Here is a 19917-nt window from a genome sequence, read left to right on the forward strand (position 1 = left end):
GAACGATGCTTTAAGCGTCTTCGCGCAGCCCCTCAACCGCAACAGCCAGTGTCGCCAGCGCATAGACGGCAATCGCCGCCAGCCCGATGGTGATATAACCGGCGATGGCAAAGGGGGTCAGCAGCAACAGATAAGAGGGCGCATTGCCGAACCATGGTCGCCTGCGTACCGGCACCCGCCGGGCAATGGCCGCGACCGCGACCAGCATCGCCCCCAGCGCAATGGCGGTCAGCGTGCCGCTCTCCAGACTGGCATCGACCGCGGCCAGCAGTCCCGAAAGCGCGCACAGCCCGATAATCGCCGTTTCCTGCCAGCGCGCGCGCGTGTCGTCGCCGCGCAGCCAGCTCAGCAGCGACCCCGCCGACAAACAAATGATCGAGAGCAGCGCCACGCCAAGGCCCCAGGCCGGGTGGCGCAGGCCCAACAGCACCAGTGCCGCCAGCCCAAGCACGAAGCCAGCGGCCATCACGCTCCAGTTCGGCACCTGTTTGCGCACCAGCAACGGCAGGCTCAGCCGCGTGATCGGCGTAAAGACATAGCGGTCGGCCCAGCCGATCCGCTGATTGGCGAGCGCCGCCAGAACTGCATTGCTGCGGCTGGCCAGCGCCTCTGCATTGCGCTCGACCCCGTGGCCCGCGCGCACGGCCGACGCCGGAAGGGCGACATGATGCGCGCCTTCCTGCACGCACACCCGTAACAGCGTCGATTGAAAATCATAATCGCTGGGCAGCGCTGCGATTTCGGCCAGCCGCCCGGCGCTGATCGCCGCCATGCCTGCCCAGCATCGCGCGGCATCGACCCGTTCGACCGCCGCCTGTTCATTGGTGTCGGCGGTGACCAGAATCGCTTCCGGCGTTTCCCCCGCGATATGCAGCACCGCCACGTCCGTCGTGACCAGCCCGTCGGCGACCACGATAATCGTCGATAACGGGTGCGCCCGCGCCGCCGCTTCCTCCGCCGACCGCACGACATCGACGGTCACGTTGCGCTTCGTCACCCGGCTGACCGCGCCCAGCAGTGCCGGTGTCACGCGCCCGACCGCGACCAGAATATGCCCGACGCCGGCCGCGATCAGCAAGCGCGCCTGATATTCGAACAGCGTCATCCCGCCGAACGGCAGCGTCGCCGCCAGCATGTCCGGCCGGTCCTCGGCATCCTCAGTCGCAAATATGAGCCCCGCAAGCATAGCGACCGCTGTTAGGCGTTCGTCACGGCGGAAACAATCGTCATGGTAAACGCTCCGACGCGTCAGTAGCGCAGATGGGGGCGACGGACCTCCATCCATGCCGCCTCGTCGGGCGATGCCAGCGCGTCGAGGTCGCCCGGTGCAGCCTCCGCGTCGTCCACCCATTCGCGCAGCGCCGGGCCGCCGTTGATGACGTCGATTGCCAGCTTGTCGAAGACATATTCATACGGAAAATCACGCCACAGCGGATAGTCCGGATAGAGCCGCCGGATCGCCTTGAACGCCAGAGCCTGCAACCGCCAGGGGCGAAACTCCTTATGGTCGTAAAAGGGTGCCTCGGCATGGATTTGCACGCCCGAACAAAGTTCGCCGACATGCTTGTGAAAGGTCGGCTGGAACCAGCAGTCGCGCAACCGGCATCCCGCCAGCCAGTCGGGGGCGATCCGCGCCATCTCCGCCATCACCGCGCGCGCATCGATATCGGGCGCGCCGAACAGTTCGAGCGGCCGGGTCGTGCCCCGTCCCTCCGACAGCGTCGTTCCCTCCAGCATCACCGTGCCGGCATAGGCGCGCGCCATCCACAGATTCGGTGCATTCGGGCTGGGGTTGACCCAGATCCGCTTGCCCAGCGGCCAGCCATGGCTCGGCGCGGCATCTGGATCGTATCCCGTCATGCCGATCATCCGATAGTCGACGTTCAGTCCGAAATGATCGACGAACCAGTGCCCCAGTTCGCCCAGCGTCAGCCCGTGCCGCATCGGCATCGGACCAGCGCCGACGAAACTTTCCCAGCCGGGGAGCAGCGTCGTCCCTTCGACCGGCCGCCCCGCCGGATTGGGACGATCGAGCACCCAGACCTGCTTGCCGTGCTCAGCCGCAGCCTCCAGCACGTACAGCAGCGTGGTGATGAAGGTGTAGATGCGGCAGCCCAGATCCTGAAGATCGAACAACAGCACATCGAAAGTGTGCATCGACTGGCCGGTCGGCCTGCGCACCTCGCCATACAGGCTGAACACCGGCACCCCATGGACCGGATCGGTTTCATCCGGGCTTTCCATCATATTATCCTGCAAATCGCCGCGAACGCCATGTTGCGGCCCGAACACCGCAGTGACGTTCAGCCCCGCCGCGACCAGCGCATCGAGCGAATGGGTCAGGTCGGCGGTCAGCGAAGCCGGATGCGCGAGCAGCGCCACACGCTTGCCCTCCAGCGGGCGACGGAGTTCAGGCTCTGCGAGCAGGCGATCGATACCGAATTGAATCATATGCATATCTCGTCATTGCGAGCGGAACGATGCAATCCAGCGCACCGCGAAAGGTCACCATGGCTTGCCGTGTCGGCGCGCTCCTCGCAATGACAATTTAGGCCGCAGGGAGTTCAAGCACGAAGCAGGCAGGATGATGGAAATCGGGTTTCCCCGGCGGATGGGCCAGCGCCCAATAGCTTTTGGTCCCGTCCACTTCTTCCATCACGGCCGACAGGCTGATTCGCCAGCCGATATCTTTTGGCAGACACGACAAATCGACCTGCGCCGTCAGTTCCAGCAGGCTTTCCCCGCGATTGCATGTAATCATCGGGGGCATGTTGACGCGCAGGTCGTGCATCCCGCTGCGATACCCGTCAAAGCCATAGGCTGCCCAGTGGGAGGATGGCGACAGGTTGAACTCCTGATACGCCTCTCCCTCCCCTGCACGGACGAACAGTTCGAAGCAGATGGTTTTCCAAAGCTCGTCGGTACGTTCGGGTGCTGCCTGCTCCGGAACGACCAGTGCCGCGATATCGCCATGGACCGCATAACGCAGCGTCCGGATTCCGTCGTCACGCGATGACAGCGCACATTCCACCCGGTCGATCCGCCTCGCGGGCGATGCCGGATGCGCATGTAAAATCTGTGTCCCCGGATTGTATTCCGCCGTCATTTTACCTCCGATGATACCCCGAACGGGCTTGTCTCTGCTTGCCGTCATGCTAACCGCGATTGCGTCATGACCGAATATAAATCCGATCTGCTCACCCTGCTCGCTTCGCGCGGCTATATCCACCAGCTTACCGACGCGACGGGTCTCGACGCGCTGGCCGCGAAACAGGTGGTGCCGGGCTATATCGGCTTCGATGCGACCGCCCCGTCGCTGCATATCGGCAGTCTGGTGCAGATCATGATGCTGCGTCGCCTGCAACAGGCCGGGCACAAGCCGATCGTCGTGATGGGCGGCGGCACGACGAAGGTCGGCGATCCGTCCGGCAAGGATGAATCGCGCAAGATGCTCGACGATGCCGCGATTGCGGGCAATATCGCCTCGATCCGTCGTGTGTTCGAACGCTTCCTGACGTTTGGCGACGGCGAAACCGATGCCGTCATGGTCAACAATGCCGACTGGCTTGAGTCGCTCGAATACATCCCCTTCCTGCGCGACATCGGTCCGCATTTCACGATCAACCGGATGATGACCTTCGATTCGGTGAAGCTCCGGCTCGACCGCGAACAGCCGCTGACCTTTCTCGAATTCAATTACATGATCCTGCAGGCCTATGACTTTATGGAATTGTCGCGTCGCTATGACTGCCGGCTGCAAATGGGCGGCTCCGACCAATGGGGGAATATCGTCAACGGCATCGAATTGTCGCGCCGGATCGACGGTACGGAACTGTTCGGGCTGACCACGCCGCTGATGACTACTGCGGACGGCGCCAAGATGGGCAAGACCGCATCGGGGGCCGTGTGGCTCAACGAAGACCAGCTTTCCGCTTATGATTACTGGCAGTTCTGGCGGAACACCGACGACCGCGATGTCGGCCGCTTCCTGCGCCTGTTCACCGACCTGCCGCTCGACGAAATCGCACGGCTCGAAGCGCTGGAAGGCGCGGAGATCAACGAGGCGAAGAAGGTGCTCGCCGACGCCACCACCGCGCTGTGCCGGGGGGAGGATGCCGCGAAAGAAGCCGCCGAAACCGCACGCCGCACCTTTGAGGAAGGGGCCGGCGGCGAAGCGCTGCCCGATATGACGGTATCCGGCAGCATCGGCATCCTCGACGCCCTCACCGGCCTCGGCCTGTGCGCATCCAAGGGCGAGGCACGCCGCCTGATCAAGGGCGGCGGCGCGCGCATCGACGGCGAAAAGGTGGATGACGAAAATGCGGTCGTGCCCGTCGGCGCAGCGCCGGTAAAAATATCAGCGGGCAAGAAAAAACACGGCCTGCTCAACCCGGCCTGATCGCCCTTCCTACAGATACGAAAAGGGCCGCACCCTCGCCGGATGCGGCCCTTTTTTGTTCGGCTTTCGCCTGCAATCAGTAGCGGTAATGATCCGGCTTGAACGGCCCTTCGACCGGCACGCCGATATAATCCGCCTGCTTCTGGCTCAGCTTGGAAAGCTGGACGCCCAGCTTTTCGAGGTGCAGCGCCGCGACCTTTTCGTCGAGATGCTTGGGCAGGACGTACACGTCGTTCTTATACTCATCCGCCTTGGTGAACAGTTCGATCTGCGCCAGCGTCTGGTTGGTGAAGCTCGACGACATGACGAAGCTGGGGTGACCAGTGGCACAGCCCAGATTGACCAGGCGACCCTTGGCGAGCACAATGATCTGCTTGCCGTCGTCGAATTCGACGAGATCGACCTGCGGCTTGATCTCGGTCCACTTATAGTTGCTCAGCGCCGAAATCTGAATTTCGGAGTCGAAGTGGCCGATGTTGCAGACGATCGACATCGGCTTCATCGCCTTCATGTGATCGGCGGTGATGACGTCGGCATTGCCGGTCGCGGTGACGAAGATGTCGCCGCGCTTCACGCCCTCGTCCATCGTCACGACCTCGAACCCTTCCATCGCCGCCTGCAGCGCGCAGATCGGATCGATTTCGGTGACGAGGACTCGTGCGCCGCCATTGCGCAGCGATTGCGCCGAGCCCTTGCCGACATCGCCGAAGCCGGCGACGACCGCGACCTTGCCGGCCAGCATGACATCGGTGGCGCGGCGGATCGCGTCGACCAGCGATTCCTTGCAGCCATACAGGTTGTCGAACTTCGACTTGGTGACGCTGTCGTTCACGTTGATCGCCGGGAAGGGCAGCTTGCCCTGCTTCGACAGGTGATAGAGGCGGTGGACGCCGGTGGTCGTCTCTTCCGACACGCCCTTGATGTTCTTCACCGTCTCGGTGAGGTAGCCGGGCTTCTTCGCCAGGAACGCCTTCAGCGCCCGCTGCATCTCGACCTCTTCCTCATTTTCCGGCTCGGGCAGGTCTTCGCCCGCTTCGACGCGCGCGCCCCAAAGCGCGAACATCGTGGCGTCACCGCCATCGTCGAGGATCATGTTGCAGGTTTCGTCGCCCCAGTCGAAAATGCGGCCGACATAGTCCCAATAGTCAGCGATGCTCTCGCCCTTGATCGCGAACACCGGAATGTCCGCTGCGGCGATGGCGGCGGCGGCATGGTCCTGCGTGGAAAAGATGTTGCAGGTCGCCCAGCGCACCTTCGCACCCAGCGCCACCAGCGTTTCAATGAGGACCGCGGTCTGGATTGTCATGTGCAGAGACCCGACGATCTTCGCACCCTTCAGCGGCTGCGAAGCGCCGAATTCTTCACGCAGTGCCATCAGGCCCGGCATTTCGGTTTCGGCAATGTTGATTTCGGCCCGGCCGTAATCGGCAAGGCTGATGTCCTTGATGACGTAATCGGCACGTTCGGCAACGGTGGCCACAGGTCGATCTCCTGAAATAATGAACAATGGCTCGGGGGCAGGACGGCCCGCCCCGGAAGATGTGCCTCACCTAGAGGCTTCGGCGGGCGAAAGCAAACCCAATATAAAGATTTCTTTATATCCCGATGTTCAGGCAGTTCCGCCCCTGCTTGCCAGTAAACTGGGGTCGATCCCGGCGGTATTGAACGCCGTCGACCAGCGCGCCTCGGCAGGAGTATCGAACAACAACCCGCTATTCCCCTCAACATTGAACCAGCCGTGGCGTGTCATTTCCTCGTCAAGCTGCCCCGCCCCCCATCCGGCATAGCCCAGCGCCACCAGATAGCGCGACGGCCCGGTTCCGTCGGCAATCGCCTTCAGCACGTCGAGCGAGCCGGACAACCCCCAGCGCCCGGCGACATCGACGGTATCCTGCCCTCCCCAGTCGGTGCTGTGCAGGATGAAACCGCGACGCGGTTCGACCGGACCGCCGAAATGAATGGGCGCGTCGGGCGCGGTCCCCGGTTCGATCTCAAACTGTTCAAGCAGTTCATGCAGGCCCAGCCCCTCGACCGTATCGCCAACACCGATACCCAGCGCGCCCTCTTCATCATGCGCACAGATCGCCAGGATGGCGCGTTCAAATCGCGGATCGCCGATACCGGGAAGCGCCAGCAGGAACTGGCCAGTCAGGAACGAATGCGTTTCCATGGTCTTTGAACATAAGAGCTTTCGGTGTGTTCCGTCACGCTTGAAATTGCGGACATGCACCACCACCCTTGCACCAGCCGCGCCTTTCCCGCGCGGCGCAGATTTTCAGGAGAATGGCGATGACGATTCAGGTTGGTGACCGGCTTCCCGACGCGACACTGGTAAAGGCGACGGCGGATGGCCCTGCAAAGGTCGATACGACCGATTATTTCAAAGGCAAGACGGTCGCGCTGTTCTCCGTTCCCGGGGCCTTCACGCCGACCTGCTCGGCCAAGCATCTGCCGGGCTTCGTCGAAAAGGCCGACGACCTGAAGGCCAAAGGCGTCGACGAAATCGCCTGCACTGCGGTCAACGACGCGTTCGTCATGGGCGCATGGGGCAAGAGCGCGAATGCCGACGCCATCACCATGCTCGCCGACGGCAATGCCGATTTCGTCAAGGCGCTCGACCTGACCATGGACGGCAGCGGTTTCGGCATGGGCACGCGCGGCCAGCGTTTTTCGATGATCGTGAAGGACGGCGTGGTCGAGCAACTGAACGTCGAAGCGCCGGGTGAGTTCAAGGTCAGCTCGGCCGAACACATGCTCGAAACGCTCTGACCGTCATAACGATACGATTTCGTAACAAGCCCCGGCGTTCTTATGGAACCCGGGGCTTGCATGCGAGTTGATTGTGCAACTGCAAAAAACAGGGAGCGTATCGATATGGCGAAGGCCAAGGAAACCGTCGAAGAAACTGCGGAAGCCACGGTAGAAGAAACTAAAAAGCGCCCGTTCAAATCCGCAGCGATCGTGACGGGTGCGCTTGCGGCGATCGGCGGGAGCATTTTCGGCCTGAAGAAGCTGCGTAAGAGGAAAAAATCCGCCGCGAACGAAGATACGCCGGTTCCGCCGAAGGTTACGCCGTCCGCCGACTGAAATATCAGCGGGTCTTTTGGCCCGTCGGTCTTGCAGATGTCACAAGAAGGCTTTAGCCGCGACGGATGACGCAAGCATCCGATATCGTCGCCGAACTCGACCGGTTGTATCAGGCATCGGTCGAGCGGCTGAAAGCAGCACTCGATACCTATCTCACGTCCGGCAAGCCGCCTGCGCCCGCAACGCGCAACGACGGTTCCTTTGCCTATCCCGAAATCCGGCTGCGATTTCGCGGTGGTGAGGATCGCCCGACCCCGGCGCGTTCGTTCGGGCGGCTCGTATCTCCGGGCGTCTATAGGATCAGCGTGACCAAGCCGGGGCAGTTCGCGGATTATCTGACCGAACAGCTTACCCTGCTGATGGAAGATTATGACGTCGAGGTGGATGCCATCCCCGGACGTCAGGAAATACCCTTTCCCTACGTACTCGATCCCGGCCATGCGCTGAGCCTGGACGAGGTTTCCGCGACCGAACTGGCGCGTTTCTTCCCGGCGACCGAGCTTGCGGAAATCGGCGACGAAATCGCCGACGGTCTGTGGATCGAGGAAGAGGATGCGGATCGCCCGCTGGCGCTGTTCGACGGGTTGCGCACCGACTTCTCGCTCGCCCGGCTGCGCCACTATACCGGCACGCCGCCGGAACATACGCAGCGCTATATCCTGTTCACCAACTATCACCGCTATGTCGATGAATTCGTCCGCTGGGCGGCATCCCAGCTTGGTCCCGACAGCCGCTACACCGCCGTTTCGGGTGCGGGTGGTGTCGTCATCGAATCGAGTGAGGATGTCGAGCGGCTGATGGGCGACAGCGCCTGGCGCCGGCACCAGATGCCCGCATACCATCTGATAGGCCCCAACCGCAGCGGCATCACGCTGGTCAATATCGGCGTCGGCCCGTCCAATGCGAAGACGATCTGCGACCATCTGGCGGTGCTGCGCCCGGAAGTATGGCTGATGATCGGCCATTGCGGCGGCCTGCGCCCCAGCCAGCGGATTGGCGACTATGTGCTGGCCCACGCCTATCTGCGCGACGACCATGTCCTCGATGCAGTGCTGCCGCCGGAAATTCCGGTCCCGGCCATTGCCGAGGTACAGCAGGCGCTGGCGCGTGCCGCAGAGGTCGTGTCGGGCCAGTCCGGCGACAAGCTGAAACGCCGTCTGCGCACCGGCACCATCGTCACCACCGACGACCGCAACTGGGAACTGCGCTTCTCGCAAAGCGCGCTGCGTTTCTCGCTCAGCCGTGCGGTCGGCATCGACATGGAGTCCGCGACCATCGCGGCGCAGGGCTATCGCTTCCGGGTACCCTATGGCACCTTGCTCTGTGTGTCCGACAAACCGCTGCACGGCGAGCTGAAGCTGCCGGGTCAGGCCAACCGCTTCTACGAGCGCGCCATCAACGAGCATCTGCGCATCGGCATCCAGACGGTCGAGGAACTGCGCCGCGAAGGGCCGAAACTGCACAGTCGCAAGCTGCGCGCCTTCAACGAACCGCCCTTTCGCTGATCGACCAACATCGTCACTGCGAGGAGCAAAACGACGCGGCAGTCCGGCACCTTTCATAGCGGCCGGATTGCTGTCCTCGGCTAAGCCGGGGTCGCCATGACGACTATCGGTTCAGGCCGACAGGAACCGCGCGATCGCCTCGCCCAGTTCGGGTTTCGTCACCGCGCTCATATGGTTGCCCGGCACTTCGACATAGCGCCCGTCCGGCAGTAATTCGGCCAGCGCTTCGGACGAACCGTTATCCTGATCCTCCACACCCGACGCTACCAGCACCGGCTGACGGATCGCGGCGATATCGTCACGTGGTGTATCGACGAACGTGTCGAGGATATGGAGTAACGCCTGCGGATCGCCGTTGGTTGTCTTCAGAAACGCCTCGGTCATCCATTCCGACGATCCGCGCTGAAAACTCCCAAGACTGGTCAGCACATGGCGGAAATAGTCGCCCCGCCCGGCAGTGTGGAGCAGCCCTTCCAGCCCCATGCCCGACACGATAACCCGGCGCGGCGCGGCGCCATTGGCCAGCATCCGCACCGTGGTCCGCGCGCCCAGCGAATAGCCGCCCAGATCATAGTCGCTCAGCCCCAGATGCGCGATCAGCGCCATCCCGTCGCGCATCAGCGCATCGGGCGGATAGGCGCTCGCATCGTGCGGCGTGGCACTGTCGCCATGGCCGCGCAGGTCGGGCATGATGACGCGAAAGCCCGATTCCGCGATCCGCTTCGCATGGCCGTAGCGAATCCAGTTGGTGTAGGCGTTGGAGAAATAGCCGTGGATCAACACCACCGGCCGCCCCTGCCCGGCTTCACGCCAGGCGATACGCTCGCCATCGAAACTATCGAAAAATTGCGGTTCGGGCAGGTCAGTTGGGGAGTTTGCCAACAGCTTTCATCCATCGTTCGACAAGGGGTTTGTGCGTGTCGCTGCGATGTTCGGGCAGGGCGCTGGTGTCAACCCATGCGCGGTGCATGCTTTCCGTCCCGAATTGGCTGGTCGGCCTGAAATATCCCGGATCGTCGAAACTGCCGACCGTCAGGTCGATATAGCCACTGCTCCTAACATAGGAAAAACTGATCGGCGTGCCGCATCGCGCGCAAAAGCCTCGCCGCGCAATGGGCGACGACTGGAACTGATCCGGTTCATGGTGCCATGTCACCGCGCTCTCCGGCACTTCCTTGAACGCCGCAGCGACGCCGCCGGTCGCACGCTGACACATCCGGCATTGGCAGAGATACGCTTCGTCGCTGTCGATGGCGACGCTGTAGCGGATGCGCCCGCACTGGCACCCGCCCGTCATCCTCTCCGCCATTGCTGTCTCCTTCGGCGTCAGGCCGCTTTCTGCAAGTGCCTCCGTCCCAGCAGTTCCGCGATCTGCACCGCGTTCAATGCGGCACCCTTGCGCAGATTGTCGGACACGCACCACAGCGCCAGTCCGTTGTCGACCGTGGGGTCGTCGCGCACGCGGCTGATATAGGTGGCATATTCGCCGACGCATTCGACCGGCGTGACATAGCCGCCGTCCTCGCGCTTATCGACCAGCATCACGCCGGGTGCTTCGCGCAGGATGTTCTGCGCTTCTTCGGCCGACAGCTCGTTCTCGAACTCGATATTGATCGCTTCGGCATGGCCGACGAACACCGGAACACGCACGCAGGTGGCGCTGACCTTCACCTTCGGGTCCATGATCTTCTTGGTCTCGACCACCATCTTCCACTCTTCCTTGGTGGAACCGTCCTCCAGGAAGACGTCGATATGCGGGATGACGTTAAAGGCGATCTGCTTGGTGAACTTCACCGGATCGGCGGGATCGCCGACAAAGATGTTACGGCTTTGCTCGAACAGTTCGTCCATACCGCTTTTGCCCGCGCCCGATACCGACTGATAGGTAGCGACCACGACGCGCTTGATCTTGGCGGCATCGTGCAGCGGCTTCAGCGCCACGACCATCTGCGCGGTCGAGCAATTGGGGTTGGCGATGATGTTTTTTGCGCGATACCCGTCGATCGCTTCCGGATTCACTTCCGGCACGATCAGCGGCACGTCCGGGTCCATCCGGTACAGCGACGAATTGTCGATTACCGTGCATCCGGCGGCTGCGAATTTAGGCGCATAGACCTTCGTCGCTTCCGATCCGATGGCGAACAGGGCCATGTCCCATCCGGTCGGATCGAAATGCTCGATATTCTTGACCTTGAGCTTTTTGCCGGTTTCTCCGTACTCAACCTCATCCCCGGTCGAGCGCGACGAGGCGAGCACCGCAATCTCGTCGGCCGGAAATGCACGCTCGGCAAGGATGTTCAGCATTTCGCGCCCGACATTCCCGGTCGCGCCTGCCACCACCACACGATAGCCCATAATCTTGTTCAATCCCTTCTGACATTCGCGCCGCGCCCTATCGCGCCTACCCCGCATTTGCCAACAAAAATACGTTTAGAGGCAAAAAGACGCACGATTTGTGCTAAGATACGCTTTCAAAATGGCGCCGGTGCATTTTTCGGACAGGCTCCAGCCCGATCAACGCACATGGCGATTGCGCGCGCCCGCCGCAAGACGGCGAACGCGCGTTTCGGGAGAGAGAGCATGGCAATCACGCACAGCCCGGACGCGGCCCCGGCCCCTTCGATGCCGCACATACACACCATCACCACCGCCGACCTGAAGGCCAGCCTGCGCGACGGCTGGGCGGATTTCATGGAACGGCGCGGCGACCTGATCCTGCTTGGCCTGCTGTATCCGCTGGTGGGATTTTTCACCATCGTCGCCAGCCGGAACGGGTTCCATATCGACCTGCTGTTTCCCCTATTCGCAGGGCTGACCCTGCTCGGTCCTCTGGTCGCGACCGGCTTCTACGAACTCGCCAAGCGGCGGGAGGAAGGCAGGGATGCGGGCTGGAACCATTTTCTCGATGTGACCGGGCGTCCGTCCTTCCCCTCCATCGCGGCAATCGGTGCGCTGCTGTTTCTGATTTTCAGCCTGTGGATTCTGGTCGCCGCAGGCATCTACACCGCGTTTCTGGGTCTCGCACCCAATTCGATTGCGGCGATGGTGACCACCGTCCTGACCACGTCCGCCGGGTGGCAGATGATGCTGGTCGGCAATCTGGTGGGCTTTGCCTTTGCCGTCATCGTCCTCGCCATCAGCACCGTATCGCTTCCCATGCTGGTGGACCGGAACATCAGCGGGGGCGACGCCATCGCGACCTCCATCGCCGCCTTTCGCGCCAATCCCGGCATGATGCTGCGCTGGGGCTTCACGGTCGCGGTGCTGCTGATACTGGGCGCGATCCCGCTGCTGATCGGCCTCGCGGTCGTGTTGCCGGTGCTCGGCTATGCCACCTGGCACCTCTACACACGACTCGTCGAACGCGAAGGAGCGGCACCCACCGTTTAGGCCGGTGCCGCCCCGGTCACTTCGCCTCCGGCCGGTTCTTCACATTCCGGTCGAAGAAATCGAACAGCGTCGTCCAGACATGGATGTCGCGCACCGCGGCATGGGTCTTGCCGGGATAGAACATCATTTCGAACGGGCGGTCGTCCGCCTGCAGTTTCGCGGCAAGAAGCGTGGAGTTTTCGAACACCACATTGTCGTCGGACATACCGTGCATCAGCAGCATCGGATCGCGGATCGCATCCGCATCGGGCAGCGCGTCCGCCTTTGCATAGGCATCCGGGTCGGTGTTCGGATTGCCCATATAGCGTTCGGTATAATGGGTGTCGTACAACTCCCATTTCGTCACCGGCGCGCCCGAAACGCCCGCGGCATAGAGGCCGGGATCGGCCTCCAGCATTTTCAGTGTCATATAGCCGCCATAGGACCAGCCATAGATGCCGATCCGCTTCGGATCGACGAAATCCAGCGACTTCAGATAATGCGCCCCGGCAAGCTGATCCTGCACCTCGACAGAACCCATGGCGTGCCAGATCGCATCCTCGAACGCGGTGCCGCGATTGGCCGAACCGCGATTGTCGATCTGAAAGAAGATATAGCCCTGATCGACGATATATTGCTGCATCGCTCCGCCCCATGCACGGCTGACCGTCTGCACATGCGGGCCGCCATAATGCTGGAAGAAGACGGGATATTTCTTCCCCGGCACCAGCTTCGGCGTAATCATCTCCCAATGCAGCGTCGCGCCGTCGGCGGTTTTGATCGTCCCGAACTTCGTTTCGTTATGCCCGGCCAGATAGGGGTGATAGGGATGATCGGCGTCATGCACGTCGTTCTGCGCGATCCATGCCAGCCGCTTGCCGCTGGTATCCGCCAGATAGACCTGCGGCGGCTGATCCGGATTCGATCGCGTGACGATCGCCCGCGTCGCCTTGCCGTCCATCGTCGCTGTGTTCCACCAGCCGGGTTCGGTCAGCCGGGTGATCGCGCCGGGATGGGTATAGTGCATCGAATAGAGGTGCCGTTCCAGCACCCCGTCCTTGTTGGCGAGGAAATAGAGCTTGCCCGCCTGCTGATCGACCCCGACCAGCGCGGCCACATCCCAGTCGCCATGCGTCAACTGCGTCCATTTGTCTCCGACAAGGCGATAGAGGTGCCCATGGCCGGAGCGTTCCGACCACCAGATCAGGCTGCCGTCGTTTAACGGGCGATAGGCGTAGCTCAGGTTGATCCAGCTTTTCGGCTTCGCCTTCTCGGCAAACCAGAGGGTCGCCTTGCCCGTTTCCGGGTCGACGCGCAGCATGTCGAGTTCGGTCTGCGCGCGATTTTCCCGCTGGACGAGCAGCGTTTTGCCGTCCGGCGTCCAGTCGACCCGCGCCAGATAGATGTCGGGATCGCTGCCCAGATCGACCTTCACCCGGCCGCTTCCATCGGGCTTCATCACATAGAGCGAAACCAGCACATTGGGCGTGCCCGCCGCCGGATAGCGCTGATTATAGGTACGCGTGCCGTCCGCGCCGATGGCGGAACGGGTGACGACCTGCACCGGCGCGGCATCGAAGCGTTCGACCGCGATATGGCGGTCGTCGGGCGACCACCAATATCCGGTGGAGCGATCCATTTCCTCCTGCGCGACGAACTCCGCCTCACCCCAATGTACCGTCCCCTCGCCATCGGGCGTGATCCGCTGTGCCTCCCCGCCGTTCAGCGGCTGCACATACAGATTCTGGTCGCGCACGAAGCTGACATAGGCGCCGTCCGGGCTGATGACCGGATTGAGTTCGCTTTCCTTGCTGTCGGTCAGCCGCCGGACCTTGCCGTCCAGCGTGGCGAGAAACAGGTCGCCGTCGATCGGCACCAGAATCGACTTGCCGTCGGGCGCCCAGTCATAGCTGACGATCCCCTTCAGATTGCTGATGCGCTCGCGCTCACGCTGCATCTTTTCGGCTTCGCTCAGTTCCGCGCCGCTGCCGATCTTCTTCGAATCGACCAGCATCCGCCATTTGCCCGTGCGCGTATCCATCGCCCACAGGTCATAGCGGTCCTTTTCATCCGCGCGATTGCGCAGCACCGTCAACAGGCTGCCGTCGGGCGACAGCTTCAGCGCGCGGGGCGCCGCACCCGACAGGTCGGGACTGGTGAACAGGCGTTGCAGCGTCAGCGTTTTGGATTGCCCGGCTTTCGGTGCTTCCGCGGCCATTGCGCTTCCCCCCATCAGCATGAGCGCCAGCCCGATCAATTCCATTCGCATCGCCGTACAATCTCCACTGTCGCTCCCCCGAAAGGGCTATCCGGCACGCCTTATCGCGACACCCCGCGGGACAGTAAAGAGGGCGGGTTCCATGCGTCCGCCGCCCGTCCAGCCCGTTCCGGCGCAGTGATATTGACGCTGTCACATAAGCAGCAACAGCGTCGCGGCACTATTCAACCGCCCTGTCCGGGCGAATCTTCCGGGTAAGCGTACCACTGCATGGCATTTCCGAATCTCTTTCAACGTCGCTCGCACGATATGGCCATCGACCTCGGCACCGTGAACACGCTGGTGCATGTTCGCGGGCGCGGGATCGTCCTCAACGAACCTTCGGTCGTCGCACTGGAAACCGAAAGCGGGTTTCAGCGCGTCCGCGCGATCGGTGCCGATGCAAAGCTGATGCTGGGCAAGACGCCCGACAATATCCGCACCGTGCGTCCCCTGCGCGATGGCGTGATCGCGGACATCGACACTGCCGAACAGATGATCAAATATTTCATCGACAAGGCGCATGGCGGCAAGTCGCGCCTTCCGCGCCACCCCGAAATCGTACTTTCGGTGCCCTCCGGCGCGACGATGGTCGAACGCCGCGCCATTCGTCAGGCGGCAGATAAGGCGGGCGCGTCGAAAGTCCATCTGATCGAGGAGCCGATGGCCGCCGCGATCGGCGCGGGGCTGCCGGTACGCGATCCGATCGGCGCGATGGTCGTCGATATCGGCGGCGGCACCACCGAAGTCGCCGTCCTGTCGCTGGAGGGGCTGGCCTATTCAACCTCCGTCCGGGTCGGCGGCGACAAGCTGGACGAGGCTATCGTCGCCCATATCCGGCGCAAGCATAACCTGATGGTCGGCGAATCCACTGCCGAACGGATCAAGATGGCCATCGGCGGTGCGCAACTACCCTATGACGGCGGCGACGGCGAAATCATGCACGTCAAAGGGCGCGATCTCGTCCGTGGCATGCCCAGCGAGATTGAGGTCAGCCAGCGCGAAATCGTCGAGGCGCTCTCCGAAACCGTGGGGCAAATCGTCCATGCGGTGCGTACCGCGCTCGAACATACCGAACCCGAACTGGCCGCTGATCTGTGCGATCAGGGGATCGTGATGACGGGCGGCGGGTCGCTGCTACGCAATATCGATGCGGAACTCAGCCAGGCTACCGGTCTGCCGGTCGTCATTGCCGAAGACCCGCTTCTCAGCGTCGCCTATGGTGCGGGCGTGGCGCTGGAAAACAGGGATTATGCGGGCGTGCTCATCGCCAACTGACAGGCGTTGATCGGGGCATTACGAGAAGCGTAAAGCGAGAAAGCATCCAGCAGCCTGTTCGGCGTCGCTGGCGTGGATGCTTATCCTTCGAGTTCCCGCAACAGTGTGCGCACCGCGCCGTCGATTTCGCAATCCCTGGCACGCAGATCCTCGATCCGGCGTACCGCGTGGATGACGGTCGAATGATCGCGATTGCCGAACTTGCGACCGATCTCCGGAAGCGAGCGGGTCGTCAGCCGTTTGGCGAGATACATGGCGATCTGGCGCGGTCGTGCCACCGACACCGCCCTGCGCGCGGATACCAGATCGAGCTGACGCAGCTCGAAATGCGTCGACACCGCTTTCTGGATATCGTCGATGGTGATCCGCCGCTGCGGCCCGCGCAGCGCATCGCCCAGCGTGCGTACGGCGAAATCCATCGTGACCGCCTCTCCGGTGAGTTGCGAATAGGCAATCAGCCGTTTGAGTGCGCCTTCCAGTTCGCGGACATTGGCGGTGATCCGTCCTGCCAGCACGTCCAGCACGTCCTGCGGCACCGGAATGTCGGGAGTCTCGGCCAGCTTGGCCGCAAGGATGGCGCGGCGCAGATCAAGCTCAGGTGCCTGAATGTCGGCCACCAGTCCGGAGGACAGCCGGCTCACCAGCCGCGAATCGACTCCGTCCAGCGCGTGCGGCGGGCGGTCGGCGGCAATCACCAGCCGCTTGCCCGCACTCATGAACTCGTTGACGGTGTGCAGGCACTCTTCCTGCGTCGATCCCTTGCCCGCGATGAACTGCAGATCGTCGATCATCAGCATATCCACCGCGCGCAGCCGCGATTTGAACGCAAAGGTATCCCTGTTGCGCAGCGCCTGCACGAATTCGAACATGAAGCGTTCGGCGGGCATGTAGATCGCCGTCGCCTGCGGGTCTTCGGCCAGCAAAGCATTACCGATGGCGTGCATCAGATGGGTTTTACCCTGCCCCGTCGCGCTGTGCAGATAGAGCGGGGTGAAGCGCGGGACGCCCGGCTCGGCCACTGCCCTGGCCGCATTGAAAGCGATGCGATTCGACTGCCCGGTTACGAACCGGTCGAACCGGAACTGCGGATCGAACGCGAATCGTTCTCCAACCGGCTTTGCCGCCGCCGTGACAGGTGTCGTCCGTGCGATCGCCGCAGGCGCGGGCGGTGCCGGCCGCTTGGGCTGCGATACGGATTCCGATTCGCTCGGCGCTGCTATCCTGACCGGCGCTTCGACCGCCAGCCGGGTGATCGCCGGTTCGCGAATCGTCTCGATCGATACGACCCGCACTTCGGGCAGCAGCGCACAAAATTCATAGCGCAGCCGCTCTGCGTAATGGTTGCGCACCCAGTTGGCCATGAAGGTGGAGGGCAGCCCCAGACGCACGACGTCGTCATTGCCGCAGTCGATCAGGCGGATGGGCTTCAGCCACTGGTCGAACAGGCGCTGACCGGCGGCCGCACGCAGCTTGCCGCGCACCTGTTCCCAGGCGCGCGTCTTGCCGTCGCTGTGCTGTCCCACCTGTTCGGCCATTACGACAAAGCTCTCCCTTCCCCGGAAACGACCGTCTCCGAAGGTACTACGTCACAAGCAAAAAGCCCCCTACAGTCGGAATCGCCCTCCGACTGAACCCCAAAACTCAGTTTGAGACCCCGGCGAGAAGCTCACCGGGAAGAACTGTTTAAGAAGAGAGGGACCGGTCAATCAAGAGGGCTGGCTGTCATCGAACCGAAATATAATTGTTGACAGCGCGCCAGCGCAGGAAATGCGTCAAATTTTTTTGATTTTTGTTTAATTTCAATTACTTGCTGCAAAGCACTCAAAAACCATTCGGCACGACTCACGCCGAATCGCGCGTTTACCATGGCGTCTGTAATTCGGCTGCCAAACACGAAAAACCCCACCGGTTTCCCGGTGGGGCGCAAAGCCGAATGTTTCGAATATGTTACGAAACAGGGACGTCAGGCGAGTGCGGAAACCCGCTTGGTCAGGCGCGAGAATTTGCGCGCAGCCGTGTTGCGGTGCATCACGCCCTTGGCGACACCACGCGCCAGTTCCGGCTGAACCTGCTTCAGCGCAGCCTGCGCGGCATCCTTGTCACCAGCGTCCAGCGCCAGCTCGACCTTCTTCACCTGGGTCCGGATGCGGCTGACCCGCGCCCCGTTGATTTCCGCGCGACGCGCATTGCGCCGGATACGTTTTTTCGCCTGTGGCGTGTTCGCCATGCCGTCCTCAAATTCTGTGCGTGGAAGGGCGCATGACTTCCATCACCGCCCGGGAAAGCGGGGCCTTTAGCGGTTTCCCCCTCGCCGGTCAACCATCAGTGCTGGCATTTCGGGCACCAGAAGGTCGATCTGCCGCTTTCGGTGCGTCTGCGCACCACCGACCCGCATACGCACACCTCTCCCTCGCGGCCATAAACCCGCCATTGCTTTGAAAAATAGCCCAGTTCGCCATCGGGACGGGCATAATCGCGCAGTGACGATCCGCCCGCTTCAATCGCCGCTTCGAGCACCTGCCGAATCGCGGGCACCAGCCGTTCCAGCCGCGCGCGCGCGATTCGTCCCGCGGCGCGCGACGGTGCGATTCCCGCCATGTGCAGCGCTTCGCACACATAGATATTGCCCAGTCCCGCCACGACCTTCTGGTCGAGCAGCATGGCCTTGACCGGCGCAACCCGCCCGGCAAACGCCGTTGCCAGATGATCGACGGTAAAACCGGTCCCCAACGGTTCCGGTCCCATTGCCGCAAAGGGCGGCCAGCTTTCGCGATCCGCCGTTCGTACGAAGTCCAGCGAACCGAACCGCCGCGGATCGTTCAGCGCCAGCCGCCGTCCCTCCCCCGTCTCGATCACCACATGATCATGGGTCAGCGTTTCCGACGGATCGACTCGCCAGCGCCCCGACATGCCGAGATGAAAGATCAGCGTGTCGCCGCGATCGGTTTCGATCAGCCCGTATTTTGCGCGGCGCCCCAGCCCCGTCACCACAGCGCCGGTCATCCGTTGCCCCAGATCTTCCGGGATGGGGCGGCGCAGGTCGGGCCGCCGCGCGACGATGGCGGCGATCCGCTGTCCCTCCAGCACGGGGCGCAGTCCACGCACGGTGGTTTCGACTTCGGGAAGTTCGGGCATTTGGGTTTCGATTCAAACGGTGGGGGAGCGGGCCGGTGCCCTTTTCTTCAAAGCCAGAACTATCTGGGGTTTGCCAGCCCCACAAGCCTTGGCTAGAGCGGCGCAACGCACCGCTTGCTTGGATATTCGATGACCGACACAGTTTCCTTTGGCTATGAAGACGTCGCTCCGGCGGAAAAGACCCGCCGCGTGGGCGATGTGTTCCGCAATGTGGCTGCCCGCTACGACCTGATGAACGACGCCATGTCGGGCGGGATGCACCGCTTGTGGAAGGATCGCTTCGTACGCCGCGTCAAGCCGCAAAAGGGCGAGCAGATCCTCGACATGGCGGGCGGCACCGGCGACATCGCCTTTCGCATGGAACGTTCAGGTGCCGCGATCACGGTCGCCGACATCAATGCCGCGATGCTGGAGGTCGGCATGGAGCGCGCTGCCCAGCGCGGGATCGACGGGCTGGTCTGGACCGAGGCAAATGCGGAAACGCTGCAATTTCCCGACCGCTTCTTCGACGCCTATACGATTGCCTTCGGCATCCGCAACGTCACCGACATTCCCGCCGCCCTGCGTGAGGCATATCGCGTGCTGAAACGCGGCGGGCGGTTTTTCTGCCTGGAATTTTCAACGACGCTCTGGCCCGGTTTCGCCGATGTCTATGAAGTCTATTCGCATCGCCTCGTACCGAAACTCGGCAAGCTGCTGGCCGATGACGAGGACAGCTATCGCTATCTGATCGAATCGATCCGCCGCTTCCCCGACATGCCGACGTTCGAGGCAATGATCGCAGAGGCCGGGTTCGTACGCACGCGGGTCGAACCGGTGCTCGGCGGACTGGTCGCGATTCACAGCGGCTGGAAGATCTGACGGTGCAGCCCGCGTTGCAGGGGGTA

General features: G+C 62.5%; 20 protein-coding genes. 7 read left to right on the forward strand and 13 right to left on the reverse strand.

Going from position 1 to position 19917, the window contains the following annotated elements; translation table 11 throughout:
* Nucleotides 1-10: 10 nt before the first annotated feature.
* The 3 genes from FHR23_RS01135 to FHR23_RS01145 all read right to left on the reverse strand — a co-directional run bounded on the left by FHR23_RS01135 (nucleotide 11) and on the right by FHR23_RS01145 (nucleotide 3106).
* The gene (locus FHR23_RS01135; RefSeq protein WP_184001105.1) at nucleotides 11-1186 is read right to left on the reverse strand and encodes a hypothetical protein; all 1176 of its coding nucleotides are present in this window, start codon (nucleotides 1184-1186) and stop codon (nucleotides 11-13) included.
* 62 nt (nucleotides 1187-1248) lie between these two features.
* Nucleotides 1249-2448, reverse strand: coding sequence for an exo-beta-N-acetylmuramidase NamZ domain-containing protein (locus tag FHR23_RS01140; RefSeq protein ID WP_184002101.1), 1200 nt, complete (start codon nucleotides 2446-2448; stop codon nucleotides 1249-1251).
* A gap of 100 nt (nucleotides 2449-2548) precedes the next feature.
* Nucleotides 2549-3106 (reverse strand): DOMON-like domain-containing protein, encoded by a 558-nt coding sequence (locus FHR23_RS01145; RefSeq protein ID WP_184001106.1) that lies wholly within the window; start codon nucleotides 3104-3106, stop codon nucleotides 2549-2551.
* Nucleotides 3107-3172: 66 nt separating this feature from the next.
* On the opposite strand from FHR23_RS01145, the gene tyrS reads away from it, so the two are divergent.
* Nucleotides 3173-4399, forward strand: coding sequence for a tyrosine--tRNA ligase (tyrS, locus tag FHR23_RS01150; RefSeq protein WP_184001107.1), 1227 nt, complete (start codon nucleotides 3173-3175; stop codon nucleotides 4397-4399).
* A 76-nt stretch (nucleotides 4400-4475) separates the two neighbouring features.
* On the opposite strand, the gene ahcY is transcribed toward tyrS, so the two are convergent.
* Together ahcY and FHR23_RS01160 are read right to left on the reverse strand one after the other, a co-directional pair.
* Complete coding sequence (ahcY, locus tag FHR23_RS01155; protein WP_184001108.1) at nucleotides 4476-5879, reverse strand: adenosylhomocysteinase; 1404 nt, start codon at nucleotides 5877-5879, stop codon at nucleotides 4476-4478.
* 129 nt (nucleotides 5880-6008) lie between these two features.
* Nucleotides 6009-6569, reverse strand: coding sequence for a YqgE/AlgH family protein (locus tag FHR23_RS01160; RefSeq protein WP_184001109.1), 561 nt, complete (start codon nucleotides 6567-6569; stop codon nucleotides 6009-6011).
* Between the two features lie 119 nt (nucleotides 6570-6688).
* Between FHR23_RS01160 and FHR23_RS01165 the strand changes: the two genes are divergently transcribed.
* The 3 genes from FHR23_RS01165 to FHR23_RS01175 all read left to right on the forward strand — a co-directional run bounded on the left by FHR23_RS01165 (nucleotide 6689) and on the right by FHR23_RS01175 (nucleotide 8991).
* Nucleotides 6689-7168 carry a peroxiredoxin gene (locus tag FHR23_RS01165; protein ID WP_184001110.1) on the forward strand — a complete coding sequence of 160 codons (480 nt, stop codon included), beginning with the start codon at nucleotides 6689-6691 and terminating at the stop codon, nucleotides 7166-7168.
* 105 nt (nucleotides 7169-7273) lie between these two features.
* A complete protein-coding gene (locus FHR23_RS01170; RefSeq protein ID WP_184001111.1) occupies nucleotides 7274-7486 on the forward strand; it encodes a hypothetical protein in 213 nt (70 codons plus the stop codon).
* A gap of 65 nt (nucleotides 7487-7551) precedes the next feature.
* The gene (locus tag FHR23_RS01175) at nucleotides 7552-8991 is read left to right on the forward strand and encodes an AMP nucleosidase (protein WP_184001112.1); all 1440 of its coding nucleotides are present in this window, start codon (nucleotides 7552-7554) and stop codon (nucleotides 8989-8991) included.
* A gap of 111 nt (nucleotides 8992-9102) precedes the next feature.
* Here the strand turns inward: FHR23_RS01175 and FHR23_RS01180 are convergent, their stop codons facing one another.
* From FHR23_RS01180 to FHR23_RS01190, 3 genes are read right to left on the reverse strand one after another with little or no spacing between them, the layout of a single operon-like run.
* A complete protein-coding gene (locus FHR23_RS01180) occupies nucleotides 9103-9873 on the reverse strand; it encodes an alpha/beta fold hydrolase (RefSeq protein WP_184001113.1) in 771 nt (256 codons plus the stop codon).
* Nucleotides 9854-10300 carry a GFA family protein gene (locus FHR23_RS01185; protein WP_184001114.1) on the reverse strand — a complete coding sequence of 149 codons (447 nt, stop codon included), beginning with the start codon at nucleotides 10298-10300 and terminating at the stop codon, nucleotides 9854-9856. The genes FHR23_RS01180 and FHR23_RS01185 overlap by 20 nt, the downstream gene beginning before the upstream one ends.
* A gap of 17 nt (nucleotides 10301-10317) precedes the next feature.
* Nucleotides 10318-11346: an aspartate-semialdehyde dehydrogenase gene (locus FHR23_RS01190; RefSeq protein ID WP_184002102.1), complete on the reverse strand. Its 1029-nt coding sequence runs from the start codon at nucleotides 11344-11346 to the stop codon at nucleotides 10318-10320.
* A 225-nt stretch (nucleotides 11347-11571) separates the two neighbouring features.
* Between FHR23_RS01190 and FHR23_RS01195 the strand changes: the two genes are divergently transcribed.
* Nucleotides 11572-12381: a DUF2189 domain-containing protein gene (locus FHR23_RS01195; protein ID WP_184001115.1), complete on the forward strand. Its 810-nt coding sequence runs from the start codon at nucleotides 11572-11574 to the stop codon at nucleotides 12379-12381.
* Between the two features lie 16 nt (nucleotides 12382-12397).
* Here FHR23_RS01195 and FHR23_RS01200 read toward each other — a convergent pair whose 3' ends face one another.
* Nucleotides 12398-14629, reverse strand: a complete 2232-nt coding sequence (locus tag FHR23_RS01200) for a DPP IV N-terminal domain-containing protein (protein WP_184001116.1) — start codon at nucleotides 14627-14629, stop codon at nucleotides 12398-12400.
* A 219-nt stretch (nucleotides 14630-14848) separates the two neighbouring features.
* On the opposite strand from FHR23_RS01200, the gene FHR23_RS01205 reads away from it, so the two are divergent.
* On the forward strand, nucleotides 14849-15895 hold the full coding sequence (locus FHR23_RS01205; RefSeq protein ID WP_184001117.1) for a rod shape-determining protein: 1047 nt from the start codon (nucleotides 14849-14851) through the stop codon (nucleotides 15893-15895).
* Between the two features lie 80 nt (nucleotides 15896-15975).
* On the opposite strand, the gene dnaA is transcribed toward FHR23_RS01205, so the two are convergent.
* The 4 genes from dnaA to mutM all read right to left on the reverse strand — a co-directional run bounded on the left by dnaA (nucleotide 15976) and on the right by mutM (nucleotide 19030).
* Nucleotides 15976-17430: a chromosomal replication initiator protein DnaA gene (dnaA, locus tag FHR23_RS01210; RefSeq protein WP_184001118.1), complete on the reverse strand. Its 1455-nt coding sequence runs from the start codon at nucleotides 17428-17430 to the stop codon at nucleotides 15976-15978.
* Between the two features lie 167 nt (nucleotides 17431-17597).
* A complete protein-coding gene (locus FHR23_RS01215) occupies nucleotides 17598-17789 on the reverse strand; it encodes a hypothetical protein (RefSeq protein WP_184001119.1) in 192 nt (63 codons plus the stop codon).
* A 69-nt stretch (nucleotides 17790-17858) separates the two neighbouring features.
* The gene (gene rpsT, locus FHR23_RS01220) at nucleotides 17859-18122 is read right to left on the reverse strand and encodes a 30S ribosomal protein S20 (protein ID WP_184001120.1); all 264 of its coding nucleotides are present in this window, start codon (nucleotides 18120-18122) and stop codon (nucleotides 17859-17861) included.
* Between the two features lie 95 nt (nucleotides 18123-18217).
* On the reverse strand, nucleotides 18218-19030 hold the full coding sequence (gene mutM / locus FHR23_RS01225) for a bifunctional DNA-formamidopyrimidine glycosylase/DNA-(apurinic or apyrimidinic site) lyase (RefSeq protein WP_184001121.1): 813 nt from the start codon (nucleotides 19028-19030) through the stop codon (nucleotides 18218-18220).
* A 129-nt stretch (nucleotides 19031-19159) separates the two neighbouring features.
* Between mutM and FHR23_RS01230 the strand changes: the two genes are divergently transcribed.
* Complete coding sequence (locus FHR23_RS01230) at nucleotides 19160-19891, forward strand: class I SAM-dependent methyltransferase (protein ID WP_184001122.1); 732 nt, start codon at nucleotides 19160-19162, stop codon at nucleotides 19889-19891.
* Nucleotides 19892-19917: the final 26 nt, after the last annotated feature.

It is taken from the genome of Stakelama sediminis, from assembly GCF_014199335.1.
Taxonomy (GTDB): Bacteria; Pseudomonadota; Alphaproteobacteria; order Sphingomonadales; family Sphingomonadaceae; genus Sphingomonas; species Sphingomonas sediminis.